Source organism: Sphingomonas sp. VDB2, from assembly GCF_047946695.1.
Lineage (GTDB): Bacteria > Pseudomonadota > Alphaproteobacteria > Sphingomonadales > Sphingomonadaceae > Sphingobium > Sphingobium bisphenolicum.
The window spans coordinates 3,650,618-3,667,751 of the sequence record NZ_CP159615.1; the positions used below are offsets into that span (position 1 = coordinate 3,650,618).

The 17,134-nt window shown below is 66.0% G+C and carries 19 protein-coding genes and 1 tRNA gene; 9 read left to right on the forward strand and 11 right to left on the reverse strand.

The annotated features are described in order from the left end of the window. Positions 1 to 8 precede the first annotated feature (8 nt). The 3 genes from hemB (at position 9) to ABT375_RS18215 (ending at position 3,955) form a co-directional block, all read left to right on the forward strand. Complete coding sequence (gene hemB, locus ABT375_RS18205) at positions 9 to 1,004, forward strand: porphobilinogen synthase (RefSeq protein ID WP_416463565.1); 996 nt, start codon at positions 9 to 11, stop codon at positions 1,002 to 1,004. Positions 1,005 to 1,126: 122 nt separating this feature from the next. Further along, on the forward strand, positions 1,127 to 3,343 hold the full coding sequence (locus tag ABT375_RS18210; protein ID WP_416463566.1) for a spermidine synthase: 2,217 nt from the start codon (positions 1,127 to 1,129) through the stop codon (positions 3,341 to 3,343). Positions 3,344 to 3,355: 12 nt separating this feature from the next. Next, positions 3,356 to 3,955, forward strand: a complete 600-nt coding sequence (locus ABT375_RS18215; protein WP_261935243.1) for a gamma carbonic anhydrase family protein — start codon at positions 3,356 to 3,358, stop codon at positions 3,953 to 3,955. A gap of 192 nt (positions 3,956 to 4,147) precedes the next feature. Here ABT375_RS18215 and ABT375_RS18220 read toward each other — a convergent pair whose 3' ends face one another. From ABT375_RS18220 to zwf, 5 genes are all read right to left on the reverse strand, one after another. Next, complete coding sequence (locus ABT375_RS18220) at positions 4,148 to 4,660, reverse strand: hypothetical protein (protein WP_416463567.1); 513 nt, start codon at positions 4,658 to 4,660, stop codon at positions 4,148 to 4,150. 54 nt (positions 4,661 to 4,714) lie between these two features. Continuing rightward, the gene (eda, locus tag ABT375_RS18225) at positions 4,715 to 5,335 is read right to left on the reverse strand and encodes a bifunctional 4-hydroxy-2-oxoglutarate aldolase/2-dehydro-3-deoxy-phosphogluconate aldolase (protein ID WP_416463568.1); all 621 of its coding nucleotides are present in this window, start codon (positions 5,333 to 5,335) and stop codon (positions 4,715 to 4,717) included. A gap of 2 nt (positions 5,336 to 5,337) precedes the next feature. After that, the gene (gene glk, locus ABT375_RS18230) at positions 5,338 to 6,312 is read right to left on the reverse strand and encodes a glucokinase (protein WP_224549993.1); all 975 of its coding nucleotides are present in this window, start codon (positions 6,310 to 6,312) and stop codon (positions 5,338 to 5,340) included. Positions 6,313 to 6,423: 111 nt separating this feature from the next. After that, complete coding sequence (gene edd / locus ABT375_RS18235; RefSeq protein WP_416463569.1) at positions 6,424 to 8,265, reverse strand: phosphogluconate dehydratase; 1,842 nt, start codon at positions 8,263 to 8,265, stop codon at positions 6,424 to 6,426. Beyond that, a complete protein-coding gene (gene zwf / locus ABT375_RS18240; protein ID WP_261935241.1) occupies positions 8,258 to 9,733 on the reverse strand; it encodes a glucose-6-phosphate dehydrogenase in 1,476 nt (491 codons plus the stop codon). The genes edd and zwf overlap by 8 nt, the downstream gene beginning before the upstream one ends. Before the next feature lie 201 nt (positions 9,734 to 9,934). Between zwf and ABT375_RS18245 the strand changes: the two genes are divergently transcribed. From ABT375_RS18245 to ABT375_RS18255, 3 genes are all read left to right on the forward strand, one after another. Next, entirely contained in the window at positions 9,935 to 10,549 is a 615-nt protein-coding gene (locus ABT375_RS18245) for a flavodoxin family protein (RefSeq protein ID WP_224549996.1), read from the forward strand. Positions 10,550 to 10,623: 74 nt separating this feature from the next. Continuing rightward, positions 10,624 to 11,049, forward strand: coding sequence for a hypothetical protein (locus ABT375_RS18250; protein WP_416463570.1), 426 nt, complete (start codon positions 10,624 to 10,626; stop codon positions 11,047 to 11,049). Then, positions 11,046 to 11,987 carry a cation transporter gene (locus tag ABT375_RS18255; RefSeq protein WP_416463571.1) on the forward strand — a complete coding sequence of 314 codons (942 nt, stop codon included), beginning with the start codon at positions 11,046 to 11,048 and terminating at the stop codon, positions 11,985 to 11,987. The genes ABT375_RS18250 and ABT375_RS18255 overlap by 4 nt, the downstream gene beginning before the upstream one ends. On the opposite strand, the gene ABT375_RS18260 is transcribed toward ABT375_RS18255, so the two are convergent. Beyond that, positions 11,972 to 12,391: a MerC domain-containing protein gene (locus ABT375_RS18260; protein ID WP_224549999.1), complete on the reverse strand. Its 420-nt coding sequence runs from the start codon at positions 12,389 to 12,391 to the stop codon at positions 11,972 to 11,974. The genes ABT375_RS18255 and ABT375_RS18260 overlap by 16 nt on opposite strands. 154 nt (positions 12,392 to 12,545) lie before the next feature. Between ABT375_RS18260 and ABT375_RS18265 the strand changes: the two genes are divergently transcribed. Continuing rightward, a tRNA-Leu gene (locus ABT375_RS18265) sits at positions 12,546 to 12,630 on the forward strand. 65 nt (positions 12,631 to 12,695) lie between these two features. Then, positions 12,696 to 12,881 (forward strand): hypothetical protein, encoded by a 186-nt coding sequence (locus tag ABT375_RS18270; protein WP_224550000.1) that lies wholly within the window; start codon positions 12,696 to 12,698, stop codon positions 12,879 to 12,881. A gap of 54 nt (positions 12,882 to 12,935) precedes the next feature. Here the strand turns inward: ABT375_RS18270 and ABT375_RS18275 are convergent, their stop codons facing one another. After that, positions 12,936 to 13,346, reverse strand: a complete 411-nt coding sequence (locus tag ABT375_RS18275) for an SMI1/KNR4 family protein (RefSeq protein WP_416463572.1) — start codon at positions 13,344 to 13,346, stop codon at positions 12,936 to 12,938. Between the two features lie 100 nt (positions 13,347 to 13,446). Continuing rightward, positions 13,447 to 14,583, reverse strand: coding sequence for a pyridoxal phosphate-dependent aminotransferase (locus ABT375_RS18280; RefSeq protein WP_261935237.1), 1,137 nt, complete (start codon positions 14,581 to 14,583; stop codon positions 13,447 to 13,449). Positions 14,584 to 14,639: 56 nt separating this feature from the next. Here ABT375_RS18280 and ABT375_RS18285 point away from each other — a divergent pair, with 56 nt between their 5' ends. Continuing rightward, complete coding sequence (locus ABT375_RS18285) at positions 14,640 to 14,903, forward strand: hypothetical protein (protein WP_224550003.1); 264 nt, start codon at positions 14,640 to 14,642, stop codon at positions 14,901 to 14,903. A 15-nt stretch (positions 14,904 to 14,918) separates the two neighbouring features. Here the strand turns inward: ABT375_RS18285 and pgl are convergent, their stop codons facing one another. Genes pgl through galE form a run of 3 tightly spaced genes read right to left on the reverse strand, consistent with a single transcriptional unit; the run spans position 14,919 to position 17,088 of the window. Next, a complete protein-coding gene (pgl, locus tag ABT375_RS18290; protein WP_416463573.1) occupies positions 14,919 to 15,611 on the reverse strand; it encodes a 6-phosphogluconolactonase in 693 nt (230 codons plus the stop codon). Positions 15,612 to 15,616: 5 nt separating this feature from the next. After that, entirely contained in the window at positions 15,617 to 16,093 is a 477-nt protein-coding gene (locus tag ABT375_RS18295) for a YbaK/EbsC family protein (protein WP_416463574.1), read from the reverse strand. Further along, positions 16,090 to 17,088, reverse strand: a complete 999-nt coding sequence (gene galE / locus ABT375_RS18300) for a UDP-glucose 4-epimerase GalE (RefSeq protein ID WP_416463575.1) — start codon at positions 17,086 to 17,088, stop codon at positions 16,090 to 16,092. Before galE ends, ABT375_RS18295 begins: the two co-directional genes overlap by 4 nt. Positions 17,089 to 17,134: the final 46 nt, after the last annotated feature.

The window sequence follows — 17,134 nt, forward strand, 5'->3', positions numbered from 1 at the left end:
CCCGCGCCATGACCTATGCACCCTATCCGGCGCTGCGCCTGCGCCGCACCCGCGCCTCGGCCTGGAGCCGGGCGATGCACGCCGAGAACCGCCTGTCGCCCAGCGATTTCCTCTGGCCGCTGTTCGTCACCGAAGGGGCCGGGGTGGAAGAGCCGATCGCCGCGCTGCCCGGCGTGTCGCGCTGGTCGGTGGACCTGATGGTGGAACGGGCGAAGGACGCCCGCGACGCCGGCATTCCCTGCCTCGCCCTCTTCCCCAATACGCAGGCGGACCGGCGCAGCGACGACGGGGCCGAAGCGCTCAATCCCGACAACCTCATGTGTCGGGCGATCCGCGCAATCAAGGATGCGGTGCCCGATATCGGCATCCTGACCGACGTCGCGCTCGACCCCTATACCGCCCATGGCCAGGACGGGCTGCTGGACGATAGCGGCTATGTGCTGAATGACGCCACGATCGACATATTGATCGGCCAGTCGCTCAACCAGGCGGCGGCGGGGGCGGACATCATCGCGCCCAGCGACATGATGGACGGCCGCGTCGGCGCGATCCGCGCAGCGCTGGAGCAGGGCGGCCACCCCAATGTCCAGATCATGGCCTATGCCGCCAAATATGCCAGTGCCTTCTACGGCCCGTTCCGCGACGCGGTGGGATCGCGCGGACTGCTGAAGGGCGACAAGAAAAATTACCAGATGGACCCCGCCAATGGCGAAGAAGCGCTGCGCGAAGTCGCGCTCGACCTGGCCGAAGGGGCGGACAGCGTGATGGTGAAGCCGGGCCTGCCCTATCTGGACATCGTCGCGCGGGTGCGCGACCGTTTCGCCGTGCCGGTCTTCGCCTATCAGGTGTCGGGCGAATATGCGATGATCGAACATGCCGCCGCCGCCGGCGCTGGCGACCGCGACGCACTGATCCTGGAAACGCTGATGGCGTTCAAGCGGGCAGGGTGCAGCGGCGTGCTGACCTATCATGCGCTCCACGCGGCGCGCCTGCTGAATGGCTGACCCCAAGCCCGCGCGATGATGATCGCCCGGCAAGTCTCTCTGCATCGGGCAACTTCCGCTTGAACCGCAGCGACTTGCTACGCCATGAAGAGCAAACAGGTCGTCAAGGGGGTTGAAAACGGATGATCGGAACACGCACGCGCTTTGTCCTGACGATCTGCGCAGGCTCGTTCCTGCTGTTCCTGGTCCAGCCGATGATCGCCCGCATGGCGCTGCCGCGTCTGGGTGGCGCGCCATCGGTGTGGAATTCGGCGATGCTGGTCTATCAGGCATTGCTGCTCGGCGGCTATGCCTATGCCCATATGCTGGGGCGTTTCCCGGCGCGGCGACAGGCGCTGATTCATCTCGGCCTCTTCCTCGTCGCCGCCATCTTCCTGCCGATCGGGCTGATGGGCTGGCAACCGCCGCAGGACATGGAGCCGGCGCTGTGGGTGCTATGGCTGCTGGGCGCGTCGATCGGGCCGCTCTTCTTCGTCGTCGCCGCGCAGGCGCCTCTGCTCCAGCGCTGGTTCGCATTGGCGGACGGGGGGGACCCCTATCCGCTCTATGCCGCGTCCAACCTCGGCAGTTTCGCCGGGCTGATCGCCTATCCGCTGCTGGTCGAGCCGCTGCTGACATTGAAGGCGCAGAGCCTGCTCTGGTCGCTATCCTATGGCGCGCTCTTCTTCCTTGTCTACGCCAGCGCGCGCCGCCTGCCTCTCGACAGTGCGGGGCCAGCCGTCGCGGAGGCCAGCGACGCGCCGCTGCCCGACGGGCGCAGGATGCTGCACTGGCTGGCGCTGGCCGCCGTGCCGTCGGGCCTGATGATGGCCACCAGCCTCTACCTCACCACCGACATCGTCGCGATGCCGCTGCTCTGGGTGCTGCCGCTCGGCCTCTATCTGCTCAGCTTCTCGGTCGCTTTCGCGGCGCGGCGCGGCGCGGCCGATCTCTGCATCCTGATCGCGCCGCTGGTGTTGCTGATCGGCGCGTGCATCGCCTTTACCGGCGGCATCCATTTTCCCGTCTTCATCGCGCTCGGCATCCTGGCGGTGCTGTTCGTCGCCGCGACCGCGCTCCATGCGCGGATGTACAACCTGCGCCCCGCGCCCGTGCATCTGACACGTTTCTATTTGCTGATGTCGGTTGGCGGTATGCTGGGCGGACTGTTCTGCGCGCTGCTGGCCCCCCTGATCTTCGACTGGACTTACGAATATCCGATCCTGCTGGTCGCGGCGGCCTTGCTGCTGCCGGCGCGCGAAGCGCTGCTGCGCCTGCCCGAATTGCTGTGGGAAGATGCGGGGCGCCGCACCTGGCTGGCCGCGCTGATGCTGCTGCTTGGTCTTGCCCTGTCGATGGTCGGCGGCGGATTGGTGATGGGCGACGCCACACCGCCGCTGGTCAAGTCGATCTGCTTCGTCACGATCATCGCAATGGCGATCCTGACGCTGGGCCAGCGCTTCATGACGGCGGCGATGCTGGTCTATCTGATGCTGTGCCTGAGCGGCTGGGAGAAATTGTCCCAGTCGGCCAGCGGGATGCTGACGCGCAGCTATTTCGGCGTCTATGGCGTGACGAACAAGGGAGCCGACGGGGGAGCGGGCGAACGCATCCTCTTTCACGGCACCACCCTGCACGGCATCCAGAACCTCACACCCGGCCGCGAACGCGATCCGACCAGCTATTATGCGCCGGATTCGGGCGTGGGCCTGGCGCTGCGCCATGCGCCCGACCTGTTGGGACCGCAGGCGCGGATCGATGTGGTCGGCCTCGGCGCCGGGACGCTCGCCTGCTATAAGCGCCCCGGCCAAACATGGCGTTTCTACGAGATCGATCCGGCGATGGTCGCCATTGCCCGCGATCCGGCGGACTTCACCTTCCTGTCCCGCTGCCAGCCGCAGGCCGACATCGTCATCGGCGACGCGCGGATGACGCTGGCGCGGCAGCAGGCGGGCGGCGCGGACCTTCTGGTGATCGACGCCTTTTCCTCCGATTCCATTCCGATGCATCTGCTGACACGCGAGGCGATGGACATTTACGGCCGCCGGCTGGCGCGGAACGGGCTGCTGCTCATTCATATCTCCAACCGGTATCTCGACCTGCGGCCTGTGGTCGCCGGGGATGCGGCGGCGGCGGGGTGGCATGCGCGATTGCGCCATTATGTGCCGGACAAGCGGGATGACGGGCGACACTATGCGGCGTCGCTCTGGATCGCCCTGTCACGCGATCCCGCGCGGCTGGACCATTTGATGGCCTTGTCCGGCCGCGAAAAATGGCAGTTGATCGAACCGCGTCCGGGCTTTTCCGCCTGGACCGACGATCATGCCAGCATCCTGCCGGTGTTGAAGATCAGACCATGAGAGGAACGCCATATGGCCGCGACCGACTATCCCGCGCCTGATTTTCCGGGCGCCAGCATCATTCCCTTCAACGGCAAGGCGCCGGTGATCCACCCCAGCGCCTTCATTGCGCCGGGATGCCGCATCATCGGCGATGTCGAGATCGGCGAGGACGCCAGCATCTGGTATAATTGCGTGATCCGCGGCGATGTGAACCGCGTGCGGATCGGCGCGCGAAGCAATGTGCAGGACGGCACGGTCATCCATTGCGACAGCCCCGGCGACCGCGCCGATGGCCGTCCGGCCGACGGCTGGCCCGCGATCATCGGCGACGATGTGCTGATCGGCCACATGGCGATGATCCATGGCTGCGTGCTGCAGGATCGCGCCTTCGTCGGGCTGGGTGCGATCGTGATGAGCGGCTGCACGGTCGAAAGCGACGCTATGCTGGCGGCTGGCGCCCTGCTGTCGCCCGGCAAGACGGTGCTGCATCGCCAATTATGGGCCGGGCGGCCGGCCAAATATATGCGCGACCTGCCCGACGCGGCGCTGATCGACATGCGCGAAGGGGTGGATCATTATGTCCATAACGCCAAGGCGCATAAGGGCGCGGTCAGGGCGATGGGGGGGTAGGGGGCTGATTTGGGGCGATTGTGGAGATCCATTTCCTCCGCCGTCATGCCAGCGAAGGTCATTGAGAGGCGCGTGACTCTCAACGACATCTTTCTTTTCTTTCAAGTGCTTCGTTAAAAGAAGTGAGATCCCAGCCTATGCTGGCATGACGACAGTTGATGGCCGCAAATGGTCGCTCTCAGACCATCCGCTCTACGGCTGCGGCAGGCGCGCCTTCATCATGTCGATGCGATCATTCTGCTGGTCGACCAGCGCCAGCGCCGCGCTGCGGGCGGCGTCGACATCCTCCAGGCCGCCCGTTGCCTTGCCGTCGGCCACGGCGTTGCTGCGCTGGACATAGAGGGTATCGAGGCTGGCGAGCGCCGATACGCTGTCGTTGCGCGCGGATTCGAGTGCGCTGATCGCGACCTGCGCCGCGACCCAGGCATCGCTGGACACGCCTGCGCCCTTCGCCGCGCCGACCGCCCTGTCGGCGCGCGCATAGGCGGCGTCGAAGGCGGCGGCGCCCTTGTCCGCCTGCGTCACATAGGTGGTGATCTCGGCCGAAAGGGCCGCATCGGCCGGGACAGATGCGACCGGTGGCGCGATCTTGGCTACCGGGGCGCTTTCGACCGGGCGCTTGGCGAGCGACGGATAGCTTTGCGGCGCCCCCGCACAACCGGACAGGAACAGGGCCAGGGCGGTGAGGAGGCGGCGCGGTGTCATGCCATGCATCTAGGGCGGGCCGCGATAAGGCGCAATGGCCTCGGCGCGACGTCGTTACCGGGGCAAGGCCGCGGCTTCGCGCGCCAGCGCCTCGATCTTCGCTGCGTCCACCGCTCCCTTGGGCACGACCCAGCTACCGCCGACGCATGTAATGAAGGGTTGGGCGAGCCATTCGGGCGCGCTTTGCGCCGTGATGCCGCCGGTCGGGCAGAAGCGGGCTGTGTGCAGCGGCGCGGCCAGGGCCTTCAATGCCGGCAGTCCGCCCGATGTTTCGGCGGGGAAGAATTTGAAATGGGTCAGACCCATGTCCATGCCGCGCATGATGTCGCCCGCCGTGGCTGTGCCGGGCAGGAAGGGGATTTTCGCCGCGATCGCGGCCTTGCCCAATGGCTTGGTGAGGCCGGGGCTAACGATGAAGCGCGCGCCGGCCTCCATCGCGGCGTCGAGCTGGGCCGGGTTCAGCACGGTGCCCGCGCCGACCACCGCGCCCTCGACCTGCGCCATTTCGCGGATCACGTCGAGCGCGGCGGGGGTGCGCAGCGTCACTTCCAGCGCGGGCAGGCCGCCCGCCACCAGCGCGCGCGCGATCGGCAGCGCGTCTTCGACCCGATCGACCACCAGCACCGGGATCACCGGGGCCAGTTCCATCACCTGTTCGACGGTCAGCTTGCTCATTCTCATATCTCCCGAAAGGCTGCGGCGGCCCCGAACAGGCCGATTTCATCATGGACGGCCAGGCGGATCGGCACGCCAGCCATCAGGCTTTCGAACCGGCCCTTGGCCTTGAAGCGGGTGTGGAACCCGCTCTGTTGCAGGAAGTCGCCCATCCGCTGGGTCAGGCCGCCGGCCAGCACGACGCTGTGCGGGCCATGGGCCAGCGCGAGGTCGCCGGCGACCGATCCGTAGCAGAGGCAGAAGCGGTCGAGCGCGCGGCGGGCGAATTCGTCGCTTCCGTCCAGCGCCGCCTGCCACAGTTCGGGGTCTTCCATCAGTACGACCCGGTCATGGCCGATCGTCGCCAATGCCTTGTAGATATAGTTGAGGCCCGGCCCCGACACGATCCGCTCGGTCGATACGCGCAGGAACTTGTCGCGCAGATAGGAGAGGATTTTCTCCTCGATAGGGTCGAGCGGGGCGAAGTCGAGATGGCCGCCCTCGGTCGCGATGACATGGGGGCGACCCTGGTCATAGGCGATCATGGCAACGCCCAGGCCGGTGCCGGGGCCAAGGATGGTGACCCCGCCATCGGTGGGGAAGGGACGATCCTCGCCGAACAGCAGCGGCAGATTCTCGGCCGGCAGGCGCGACACGGCATGACCCACCGCCTCGAAATCATTGACGAGGCGGACGGTATCGACGCCGATGTCGTCGGCCAGCGTATCGGCGCGGATCACCCAATTGCTGTTGGTCAGCTTGATGACGTCCCGCCCGATGGCGGTGGCGAAGGCGATCGAGGCGGCGCGGGGCAGGTCGCCATCGCCTGCCTTCTGCTCGTCTTCGGCGAACGCCGCCCAGCAGCTTTGCAGGCTGGGATAGTCGGCGACCTTATATTTGCGCACGGTGCCAAGCGTCGGCACGCCTTTGGCGTCCAGCGACGCGCGAGCGAAACGGGCGTTGGTTCCGCCGATGTCGGCGGCTATGATGTCGGTCATGTCACTCTCCATCCGTTCGCCCTGAGCTTGTCGAAGGGCAACTCTTCTTGGGAGAAGAGAAGGGCTTCGACAGGCTCTCCCGAGTAAGTCGAGGGGCCGAACGGGTCTAAATCAAATCTCGCTTTCCATCGCCGCCAGGATCGGCGACGCGCCCTGTTCGGCGAGGTCGCTGTGATGGCGGAACAGGGCGAACAGTTCGCGGCCGGTGTCGTAGGGCGGGGGCGGGGCGGGAGGAATGTCCCGCGCTTCCCATGTTGCCGCATCGACCAGCGCATCGACCGCGCCGGTCTGCGCGCAGACCCGCACCAGATCGCCGTCGCGCAGCTTGCCGATCGGACCGCCGCCCAAGGCTTCGGGTGACAGGTGGATGGCGGCAGGCACCTTGCCGGAGGCGCCGGACATGCGCCCGTCAGTCAGCAATGCGACCTTGAACCCGCGATCCTGTAATACGCCCAGCGCCGGGGTCAGCTTGTGCAGTTCGGGCATCCCGTTGGCCTTTGGCCCCTGGAAGCGGACGACGACCACGACGTCGCGCTCCAGTTCGCCCGCCTTGAAGGCGCGCAGCACATCGTCCTGGTCCTGGAACACGGCGGCGGGCGCCTCGATCGTCCAGCGGACCGGATCCACGGCGCTGACCTTCATGACGCAACGGCCCAGATTGCCGGCCAGCAGGCGCATCCCGCCATCGGCGCTGAATGGATTGGACACCGGGCGCAGCATCGCCTCGTCGCGCGACGCTGGCACATCGCGCCATTGCAGCGCTTCATCCTCCAGCACGGGTTCCTTGCCATAGTCGGTCAGGTCCGCCCGCGCGACCGTCAGGATGTCGCGATGCAGCAGGCCATTTTCCAGCAATTCGCGGATGATATAGGCCATGCCGCCCGCGGCGTGGAAATGGTTCACATCGCCCGAACCATTGGGATAGACCCGCGCCAGCAGCGGCACCACGTCGGAAATCTCGGCGAAATCGGTCCAGTCGACATGGATGCCCGCCGCCCGCGCGATCGCCGGCACATGGATCGCATGGTTGGTGGAGCCGCCCGTCGCCATCAGGCCGATGATCGCGTTGACGATCGCCTTTTCATCGACGCAATGGCCGAGCGGGCGATAGTCATCATTTGGCTGCCCGTCTTTGGCCCACCCAATGTCAGCGATCCTGTGCGTCGCCGCGCGGGTCAGTTCGCTGCGAAGCTTCGTGCCCGGATTGACGAAGGCGGAGCCGGGCATGTGCAGGCCCATCATCTCCATCATCATCTGATTGCTGTTGGCGGTGCCATAGAAGGTGCAGGTGCCCGCGCCATGATAGGAGGCGCTTTCGGATTCGAGCAGCTCGTCCCTGCCGACCTTGCCTTCGGCGTAGAGCTGGCGGATGCGGACCTTTTCCTTGTTGGCCAGGCCCGAGGGCATCGGTCCCGCCGGGATCAGGATCGTGGGCAGATGCCCGAAACGCAGCGCGCCGATCAGCAGGCCGGGCACGATCTTGTCGCATATGCCCAGCAGCAGCGTGCCTTCGAACATTGCATGGCTGAGCGACACGGCGGTCGACAGCGCAATGGTGTCGCGGCTGAACAGCGACAGGTCCATGCCTGCCTGCCCCTGCGTCACGCCGTCGCACATCGCCGGCACGCCGCCCGCCACCTGCGCCGTAGCGCCGACTTCGCGCGCCGCGATCTTGATCTGCTCAGGGTAGCGGCCATAGGGCTGATGCGCCGAGAGCATGTCGTTATACGACGTCACGATGCCGATGTTCATCGCCCGGCCGGTGCGGATCACGGCCTTGTCCTCGCCGCTCGCGGCAAAGCCATGGGCGAGGTTGCCGCAGGACAGTTGATCGCGATTGGTGCCCGCGTCGCGTCCGCGCTCGATCAGGTCGAGATATTTGAGGCGCGACGCGGCGCTGCGCTGGACGATGCGCTCCGTCACCTTGGCGATTACGGGATGTAGGTCAGTCATGCCAGCTGGCTCCGTCACGTTCGATAAGGGCAATGGCCGCAGACGGACCCCAGTTCCCCGAAGAATAGGCGGCGGGCTTCACATTGGCCTCCTTCCACCCGTCGATGATCGAATCGATCCATGTCCACTGGGCCTCCACCTCGTCGCGGCGCACGAACAGGGTCTGGTCGCCGGCCAGCAGGTCCAGGATCAGTCGTTCATAGGCGATGCGGCGCCGCTGCCCGGCGAAGGCGGCAGTCAGCGACACGTCCAGCGTCACCTCCTCAAGCTGCACCTGGCGCTCCAGCCCCGGCCGCTTGGTCATGATCTGCAGGCGGATATATTCTTCCGGCTGCAACCGGATGACCAATGTGTTCGGCTCCAGGCCCGTGCCGCCGGCGCCATGCTGTCCGTCGCGGCCGAAGATGCTGTGGCGCACCGGCTTGAACTGGATCACGATTTCGGACTGGCGCGCGGGCATTCGTTTCCCGGTGCGCAGGTAGAAGGGCACGCCCTGCCAGCGCCAGTTGTCGATATAGGCCTTGAGCGCCACGAAGGTTTCGGTGTCGGACGGCTGGCCCAGTTCGTCGGCATAGCCGGTGACGATCTGCCCGCCGACCGCGCCCGGCGTATATTGGCCGCGCACGCTCAGATTCTTGACCGTTTCGGCGGTCATCGGCCGCAGCGACCGCAACGCCTTCACCTTTTCGTCGCGCACCGCGGTCGGGTCCATCCGCGCGGGCGGCTCCATTGCGATGATCGACAGAATCTGGAGCATGTGATTCTGCACCATGTCGCGCAGCGCGCCGACCCCGTCATAATAGGAGACGCGGCCTTCCAGCCCGACCGTCTCGCCCACGGTGATCTGCACATGATCGATCGCCGTGGTGTTCCACAAGGGTTCGAACATGACGTTGCCGAAGCGCAGCGCCAGCAGGTTCTGGACGGTTTCCTTGCCCAGATAATGGTCGACGCGGAAAATCTGTTCTTCGGCGAACAGCGCGCCGATCCCGTCATTGACGATTTTGGAGGAGGCCAGGTCCTTGCCGATCGGCTTTTCCATCGCGATCCGGGTGTGGGGCGTGATGAGGCCGGCATCCGCCAGGCCCTGCGCGGTCGGCGCGAACAGGGATGGCGGGGTGGACAGATAGACGGACAGGCCGCGTTCCAGCCGTCCGTCGATTCGCCGGGCGAGCGCCGCAAACTGGTCGGCATTGCCCGCATCGACCGGCTGATAGCCGATCAGCGTGCCGAACCGCGCCGCGAGGTCCGCATCATAGCGGTCGGCGGGCAGGAACTGGTGCAGCGCGGCATCGACTTCCTGGCGGAAGGCGTCGTCGTCCATTGCCGACCGGCCGGAGGCCACGATCAGGAAGTCGTCGGGCAGCAAACCGTCCGACAGAAGATTATAGAGCGATGGAAAGATCATCCGGCGGGCCAGGTCACCCGTGGCGCCAAATAACAGGAACGTAGCAGACGGCTCGGTCAAAGGATGGTCCTTCTCCGTTTGAAGATTGTCTATGTCTGCACGAAGGCGCCCTTATAGCGGCCGCGGATCGTTACGCAAGAAGGCTATCGATCAAGTCGATGCGCTGCAACATCCTGTCGCAGAATGGCCCGCCCACGGTGGAACATAGGGTCTCTCCCAACGCTTGAAGCGAACTTTGCTTCCGCAAAAAAGGAGAGACATATGCTCAAGGTCCAGCCGCTCAACTGCACGTTGAAGCGCGACACCGGACAGCCCAGTTCGACGGACGCGATGATCGCGGTGCTGGCGAAAGAATTTGCGGCGCTGGATGTGGAGGTGGCCGATACGATCCGGGTCGCCTCCCACAATGTGCTCGCCGGCGTGACATCCGATGAGGGGGAGGGCGACGACTGGCCCGCCATCCGCGAGAAGATATTGGCCGCCGACATCCTCATCCTCGGCACGCCGATCTGGATGGGGCAGGCGGGCAGCGTCGCCAAGCGGGCGCTGGAGCGGATGGACGCCTTCCTCTCCGAAACCGACGAGCTGGGACGGATGCCCAGCTATGGCAAGGTCGCCGTCGCGGCGATCGTGGGCAATGAGGATGGCGCCCATGCCGCATCGGCGCAGATATTCCAGTCGCTCAACGATGTCGGCTGGACGATTCCCGCCGTCGCCGCCTGCTATTGGGTGGGCGAAGCGATGGGATCGGTCGACTTCAAGGATTTGAAGGAAACGCCTGAGATGGTCGCCAAGACGGCGAAAATGGTGGCGGGCAATGCGGCGCATCTGGCGGGACTGCTCAAGGACAATCCATTCCCCGGCGAAAAGGCATAAGGCGGCGGGATCGAGGAACCGGCAGGTTCGGCGACCGTTTTCCCATCGAAATGAAAAATCTGATCCTTTGCTGCATGATGCTGCTGGTCGCGTGCGACGCGCTCCCGCGCGATCCGGCCGGCAGCAGCGAGGCGATCCGCCGTCACGGTGTGATGCGGGTCGGGCTGGTGCTGGGCGATGGCGATTTCGGCCGTGCCGCCTCCGCCCGCCTGCTCGATCGTCTGTCGCGCCAGACCGGGGCGCGGGCCGCGATCCGCCCCGGCGCGACCGAGCCTTTGTTCCAGGCGCTGGAGCGCGGCGACGTCGATCTCGTCCTCACGCCCCTCGATCCGGAAAGCCCGTGGATGACCCGTATATCGCTCAGCCCGCCGATCGCGACGCAGGGCCGAAAGGACAAGCGCCTCGATTATTACGCCGCAATGCGCAACGGCGAAAATCGCTGGATCATGACGGTGGAAAGCGCCGCCCGCGCCGTAGCCGATCCGGGTGCCGGGCAATGACCAGCGCCGACGACCTGCCCGACGAGATCATAAAGACGCTGCGCCAGGCGGAGCGGCTGGAATATTGGAACATCTTCTGGACCGTCACCATCGTCGCCGTGATGGGCCTGACCATGGGCCAGAGCCAGACGATGAAGACCGCCTGGATCGAGGATACGCTGGGCCTCGTCCCGCCGATCGCCTTCCTGATCGCCGCGCGGATGGAACGGCAAGGCCACCGTTCGGCCCGCTTCCCCTTCGGCTTCGAACGGGTCAATGGCCTCGGCTTCTTCCTCGCCGCGGTGGCGCTGGCGGCGACCGGGGCGTTGCTGTTGTGGGATTCGGTGATGACGCTGGCGCGCGCCGAACATGCCACGGTCGCGTCGGTCCATGTCTTCGGCCGCGACATCTGGCTCGGTTGGCTGATGCTGGGCGCGCAGGTCTATTCGCTGATCCCGCCGCTCATCATCGGCCGCAGGGAATTGCCGCTGGCGGAAAAACTGTCCGATAAGCTGCTGCACACCGACGCGTTGATGAACAAGGCCAACTGGCTGACCGGCGCGGCGGGGCTGGCCGGGATCATCGGCCTGGGGCTGGGCTGGTGGTGGGCCGATTCGGTCGCGGCGGCGATCATCTCGCTCGACATCATCAGCGACGGGGTGAAGGCGCTGCGTTCTTCGACCGCCGAACTGATCGACGGCGCACCGCGCGCCCTGTCCAGCCCGGACCTGTCGCCCGATGCGCAGGCGTTGGGCCAGCGGCTGGCGGCGCGCTATCCCGGCGCGACCGTGCGGCTGCGCGAGACTGGCCGGCTGATCCGCGCCGAAATCCATGGCCATGCCGGGCCGCAGGCGCCTCTCGACCATGCCGAACACTGGCCGGCCGAGGAGGAGCGGCTGTGGCGGCTGGCGCAGCTCAGCTTCGTGCCGCCCCGGCGCGAGGATCAGGCGCGCAACTGACCGCGCCCGCGCCGCCAGTTGAGGATGTGCGCGCCCGCCAGCAACGCGCTGCCCGCCACCGTCCAGGCCGCTTCCGCCATCGCGCCTTCCGCCGCCAGCGCCCCGATCGCCATCAGCCCCAGCCCGGCGACGCCCGGCAGCATCAGGCCGGGCGCGCGGTGCCGCCGCCAGCCCTGCGCCAGCGCGAACAGGCTGGTCGGGACCGCCAGGACCAGCATGACGAGGTGGAAGGATTCGCCCGGATCGATCCGGCTGGCAAGGGCGGGGAGCAGTGCGAACAGCAGTGGCAGGCCCAGGCAATGGAGCGTGCAGAGCGACGAGGCGCAAAGCGCGAAGCCATCGAGCCAGCCCGTCCGCTTCGGCGCGGATAGCCCGATTTTTCGCGGGTCGTCGCAAGAGGTCATGTTCAATCCTATTATGATATAACGTTACATTTAAGCGCGGCATGTGGGCGTGTCGGGTGGCGCTGTCAACCGGGATGGAGCGACTTTTGCGCCTCTGCCCGATTTTCGGCTGGACGCCCGCGCCGGATTTTGTCATCTGGCCGACACCAGCCGTGCGGGCGTGGTGAAACTGGTAGACGCGCCGGACTCAAAATCCGGTTCCGCAAGGAGTGTCGGTTCGATTCCGACCGCCCGCACCACTGGCTGTCCTGCCATAACCGACCCGACTATCGCGGGCTGTGCGCGGCCATGCTATGGCCGTTGCATGAAGGTTCGCCACATCCTGCCGCCCTTGCTGTTCGGCCTGGCTGTCCTGATCGTCATCAGCGTGGGCGACGCGCTGTTCTGGAGCGTGCCCCATGCGCTCGAAAAACTCCCGCCGCGCCTGCTGACGGTCGCCGTCCTGACTGGCCTGTGGCTGGTGCGCCAGTACAAGCGGACGGCGCGCTGATCCTGCGGTGCCGATAGGGATTGGGGAGGACTGCAAGCGACCATTTTCGGCCGTTCAGATCGCCTTCACCTCGATCCCTATCCGGTCATAGAACACATCGAAGTCAGGTGCGATAATCGCGGCGCTATCTCCGCCCGCTACCATATCGATCACAACGACGGGCCACGGCGCTTCTTCGCGGGTGTCAAATGCGAGATACTCTCCGCCGCCATTGCTGCCGAAGATGAGGAAGCCGTGTAGATCCGCTTGGCCATTATTCTCGCTGCTGATAGTCTCCGCGACTGTCATCGCGGGGTCCAAGCAGAGGTTGTAAGGCTGAACCGCCAGCGGACCCTCGCCGCCATTACTAAAGGCGAGCAGATCGAGATACCGTGAGGGCAGATTGTCCGGCGCGACGGTCCGTAGCTTACTTAACTCCTCTGCCGTCGCTCCACCCACAGCGTACCAATCTCGCCCTTCGAGCATCGCTCTCCCCTTCATTTCCTCGCATAATTGTCTGATTATCGGCCACGCGCAACCGAAACCGGACTGTCGCCAATCCACCCAAATCAGCCAAGCGGCGGCGCTACCTCTCGCCCTGCGCCTGGAACCACGGCACCATCCGCGCGATCGCATCCTCGACCCGGTCGGTGGACACCGCGAAGCTGAAGCGGATGAAGCGATGGCCGTCGACGGGATCGAAATCGATCCCCGGCGCGGTCGCCACGCCGGTTTCGCGCAGCAGCTTCTGGCAGAAGCGCAGACTGTCATTGGTCAGATGGCTGATATCGGCATAGATGTAGAAGGCACCGTCGGGCGGCGCGATGCTGGCCAGGCCCAGCGCGGGCAGGGCGTCCAGCAGCAATTGCCGGTTGCGGCGATAGCTGGCGACATGGCCCTCCAGTTCGGCGGTGCAATCGAACGCGGTCAGCCCGGCGCGCTGGGCCAGCACCGGCGGCGTCAGGAACAGATTGCCCATCCGCGCCCGCGCGGCCTCGATCAGCGCGGGCGGCACCAGGATCCAGCCCAGCCGCCAGCCGGCCATGCTGTAATATTTGGAGAAGCTGTTCACGATCACCGCGTCGGCCGCGAACTCCAGCATCGACCGGGCGGGTTCGCCGAAGCTCAGCCCATGATAGATTTCGTCCGAGATGATGCGGATGCCGCGCTCTGCACAAACCGCCGCGATTCGCGAAAGTTCGTCCGCCGGGATGATCGTGCCGGTGGGATTGGCCGGGCTGGCGAGGATCAGGCCGTCCGGCGCCGGATCGATCGCAGCCAGCGCGTCGGCGCTGATCTGATAACGTTCGGCCGGGCCGCAGGCGACCTCGACCGGCTCCAGATAGAGCGCCTTCAAATTATTGCGATAGGCGACATAGCCCGGCCGCGCCGTCGCAACCCGCGCGCCGGGCGCGAACAGGCAGGTCAGCGCCAGCACCAGCCCCGGCGACGCGCCGCAGGTCAGCAATATCTGTTCGGGGTCGACGGCCACGCCGTGCCGTTCGCCATAATGGCGCGCGATCCGCTCCTTAAGTGGCATGCTTTCCCAATAGCCCATCGCTTCTGTGTCCAGCACATGATGCGCCATGGCGATGGCCTCCGCAGGCGCGCCGGTCGATGGCTGGCCGAACTCCATATGCAGGATGGACCGGCCCGCCGCTTCGAGCGCATGGGCTTCGCGACTGATGGCGATGGCGTGGAAGGGGGATATGTCGGCGATCATGGGGCGTGCCTAAAGCCGCGCCGCAACCATGTCGATAGCCGGGGCGTTCGACCGGCATGACCATGACGCTGCTCACCGCTTTGCAATATTATGGCGCGGGGGCAGCGACGATCGCCGCGCTGGTCGTCTCGCTCAATCTGGGACGACGCATAACCGGATGGGCGTTCGTGCTGTTCGTCACCTCATCGATCGCGCTGATCGGCTGGGGGTTTCTCGACAAGGACAGCGAGGGAATAGGCTGGCAGAATGTCGCGCTGCTGGTCATCAATGCGGTCGGCGTGTGGCGCTATCTGATTTCCAAGCATGAGGTCAGAGATTAACCGAATGGATTCGCATTAAACTTCGGCGATCCAAACCTCGACCGGCACCTTGTCCTGCAACAATGCCAGCCGGATCGGCAGTTCCTCGACGGCGCCGCTCGCCAGCGCGCGATCATAGACCGCTTTCTTGCCGGCCCCGCTGATTTGCAGGAAGATATGGCGGCTCTGCATGATTCCGTGCGCCGTCAGCGACATACGCTGGTGCGGGGCGACCGGGGGCGTCGCCGCGATCGTCAGCGCCCGGCTCGACAGCCCCTCGGCCAGTTCCCTGCCTTGCGGAAAGAGCGACGCCGTATGCCCGTCATCGCCCATGCCCAACAGGACGATGTCCAGCGGCCAGGGCAGGCCGGTGAAAGCCGCCTCGACCGCGGCCTGCCCTGCATAGGCGTCGGCGGCTTGCGTTTTCATCGGCACGAAGCGGGCCTGCGCCGCGGCGCCCTTGAGCAGCGCATCGCGCACCAGCTTCTCGTTGCTGTCGGCGCTGTCTGGCGCGACCCAGCGTTCGTCGACCAGCGTCACCACGACCTTATCCCAGTCGAGATCGACCTGGCCGAGCGCTTCGAGCACCGGCCGGGGCGAACGGCCGCCCGACAGGGCGATGCTGGCGACGCCGCGCTGCGCGATCGCATCGGACAGGATCGTGGCGATGCGCGCGGCGATATCGGCCGCGGCCTGCGCGCCGGTGGCGAAAGGATGTTCGGTCGGCATGGGCTTCACTCGGCTGCTTGCGGAAGCGTGCAGATGTCGATCCACCGCGCTCCGGTCAAGTCGGCCAGTCGATCGGGCGTCAGTTCGACCGATGTGGTGCGCGATCCGGCCGCGGGAAAGACGGTGGCGAAATCCTTGAGCGACATATCGCAATAGACGGGCAGGGGAGAGGCGAGGCCGAAGGGGCAGACCCCGCCGACCGGATGGCCGGTGATCGCCTCGACCTCCTCCGCGCCCAGCATCCGGGGCTTGGCGCCCAGCGCCGCCTTCGCCTTGCCATTGTTGAGCCGCGCGTCCCCGCGCGCGCAGACCAGCACGACCGTCTCGCCGACGCGCAGCGACAGCGTCTTGGCGATCCGCGCCGGTTCGACGCCCAGCGCCGCGGCGGCCTCTATCACGGTCGCGGTGCTGACGCCCTGGTCGATGATCGCCACGTCGGGCGCCCGTTCCGCGAAGAAGGCGCGGACGCTCGCCTCGCTCATGCGCGCTCACCCAGTTTGCGCTCCCACGCCAGAGCATGGGCGACGATCTGGTCCAGATCGGCATGGCGCGGCGTCCAGGGGAAGGTCTTGAGAATGGCGCCATTGTCCGAAATCAGCTTGCCCGGGTCGCCCGCCCGGCGGCCGGCCATGACGCGCTGGACGGGCATGTTGGTCGCGCGATCGACCGCGTCCAGCACCTCCAGCACCGAAAAGCCACGGCCATAGCCGCAATTGAGCAGATGGTTGCGCTCCGGCTCGGCGATCAGCGCTTCCAGCGCCAGCAGATGGGCGGCGGCCAGGTCGCTGACATGGATATAGTCGCGCACACCCGTTCCGTCCGGCGTGTCGAAATCGGTGCCGAAGACGGCGACGCTTGTCCGCTTGCCCAGCGCCGCCTCGACCGCGACCTTGATGAGATGGGTGGCGCCCGCCGTCGACTGGCCCGTGCGTCCCTGCGGGTCCGCGCCTGCGACGTTGAAATAGCGCAGCGCGCAGAAGTTCATCGGATGCGCCGCCGCTACGTCGCGCAGCATATATTCGGTCATCAGCTTGGACATGCCATAGGGATTGATCGGCCGTTGCGGCGTATCCTCCCGCACCGCCTCCACGTCCGGCGTGCCATAGGTGGCGGCGGTGGACGAGAAGATGAAATGCGGCACGCCCACCCGCACCGCGCTTTCAATCAGGTCGCGCGTCTTGGCGCTGTTATTGTGATAATATTTCAGCGGATTCTCAACCGATTCCGGCACGACGACCGACCCGGCGAAATGCATGATCGCCTTGACGTCATGGTCGCGCAGCGCCGCTTCCACCAGCGGCTGGTCGGCAATGTCGCCACGCACCAGCGGCACGCCGTCGGGCACGGCCCAGTCGAAGCCGGTGACCAGATTATCGATCACGACGACGCCATAGCCAGCATCCTTGAGCGACAGTACGGCATGGCTGCCGATATAGCCCGCGCCGCCCGTGACCAATATCGTGGGTTTATCGCTCATAAGAAAAAGGTCTCCCAGCCTGTTGCCGGGAGACCTAGCCGAGTGT

Excerpts from the sequence above, each read along its gene's own strand:
- ABT375_RS18260 (WP_224549999.1), bottom strand. The coding sequence starts at position 12,391 with ATGACCTCTTGCGACGACCCGCGAAAAATCGGGCTATCCGCGCCGAAG.
- glk (WP_224549993.1), bottom strand. The coding sequence starts at position 6,312 with ATGACCGACATCATAGCCGCCGACATCGGCGGAACCAACGCCCGTTTC.
- ABT375_RS18280 (WP_261935237.1), bottom strand. The coding sequence starts at position 14,583 with ATGATCGCCGACATATCCCCCTTCCACGCCATCGCCATCAGTCGCGAA.
- ABT375_RS18295 (WP_416463574.1), bottom strand. The coding sequence starts at position 16,093 with ATGAGCGAGGCGAGCGTCCGCGCCTTCTTCGCGGAACGGGCGCCCGAC.
- ABT375_RS18215 (WP_261935243.1), top strand. The coding sequence starts at position 3,356 with ATGGCCGCGACCGACTATCCCGCGCCTGATTTTCCGGGCGCCAGCATC.
- ABT375_RS18285 (WP_224550003.1), top strand. The coding sequence starts at position 14,640 with ATGACCATGACGCTGCTCACCGCTTTGCAATATTATGGCGCGGGGGCA.
- ABT375_RS18210 (WP_416463566.1), top strand. The coding sequence starts at position 1,127 with ATGATCGGAACACGCACGCGCTTTGTCCTGACGATCTGCGCAGGCTCG.
- ABT375_RS18275 (WP_416463572.1), bottom strand. The coding sequence starts at position 13,346 with ATGCTCGAAGGGCGAGATTGGTACGCTGTGGGTGGAGCGACGGCAGAG.
- galE (WP_416463575.1), bottom strand. The coding sequence starts at position 17,088 with ATGAGCGATAAACCCACGATATTGGTCACGGGCGGCGCGGGCTATATC.
- ABT375_RS18220 (WP_416463567.1), bottom strand. The coding sequence starts at position 4,660 with ATGACACCGCGCCGCCTCCTCACCGCCCTGGCCCTGTTCCTGTCCGGT.
- hemB (WP_416463565.1), top strand. The coding sequence starts at position 9 with ATGACCTATGCACCCTATCCGGCGCTGCGCCTGCGCCGCACCCGCGCC.
- pgl (WP_416463573.1), bottom strand. The coding sequence starts at position 15,611 with ATGCCGACCGAACATCCTTTCGCCACCGGCGCGCAGGCCGCGGCCGAT.
- edd (WP_416463569.1), bottom strand. The coding sequence starts at position 8,265 with ATGACTGACCTACATCCCGTAATCGCCAAGGTGACGGAGCGCATCGTC.
- ABT375_RS18250 (WP_416463570.1), top strand. The coding sequence starts at position 10,624 with ATGATGCTGCTGGTCGCGTGCGACGCGCTCCCGCGCGATCCGGCCGGC.
- ABT375_RS18245 (WP_224549996.1), top strand. The coding sequence starts at position 9,935 with ATGCTCAAGGTCCAGCCGCTCAACTGCACGTTGAAGCGCGACACCGGA.
- ABT375_RS18255 (WP_416463571.1), top strand. The coding sequence starts at position 11,046 with ATGACCAGCGCCGACGACCTGCCCGACGAGATCATAAAGACGCTGCGC.
- eda (WP_416463568.1), bottom strand. The coding sequence starts at position 5,335 with ATGAGCAAGCTGACCGTCGAACAGGTGATGGAACTGGCCCCGGTGATC.
- ABT375_RS18270 (WP_224550000.1), top strand. The coding sequence starts at position 12,696 with ATGAAGGTTCGCCACATCCTGCCGCCCTTGCTGTTCGGCCTGGCTGTC.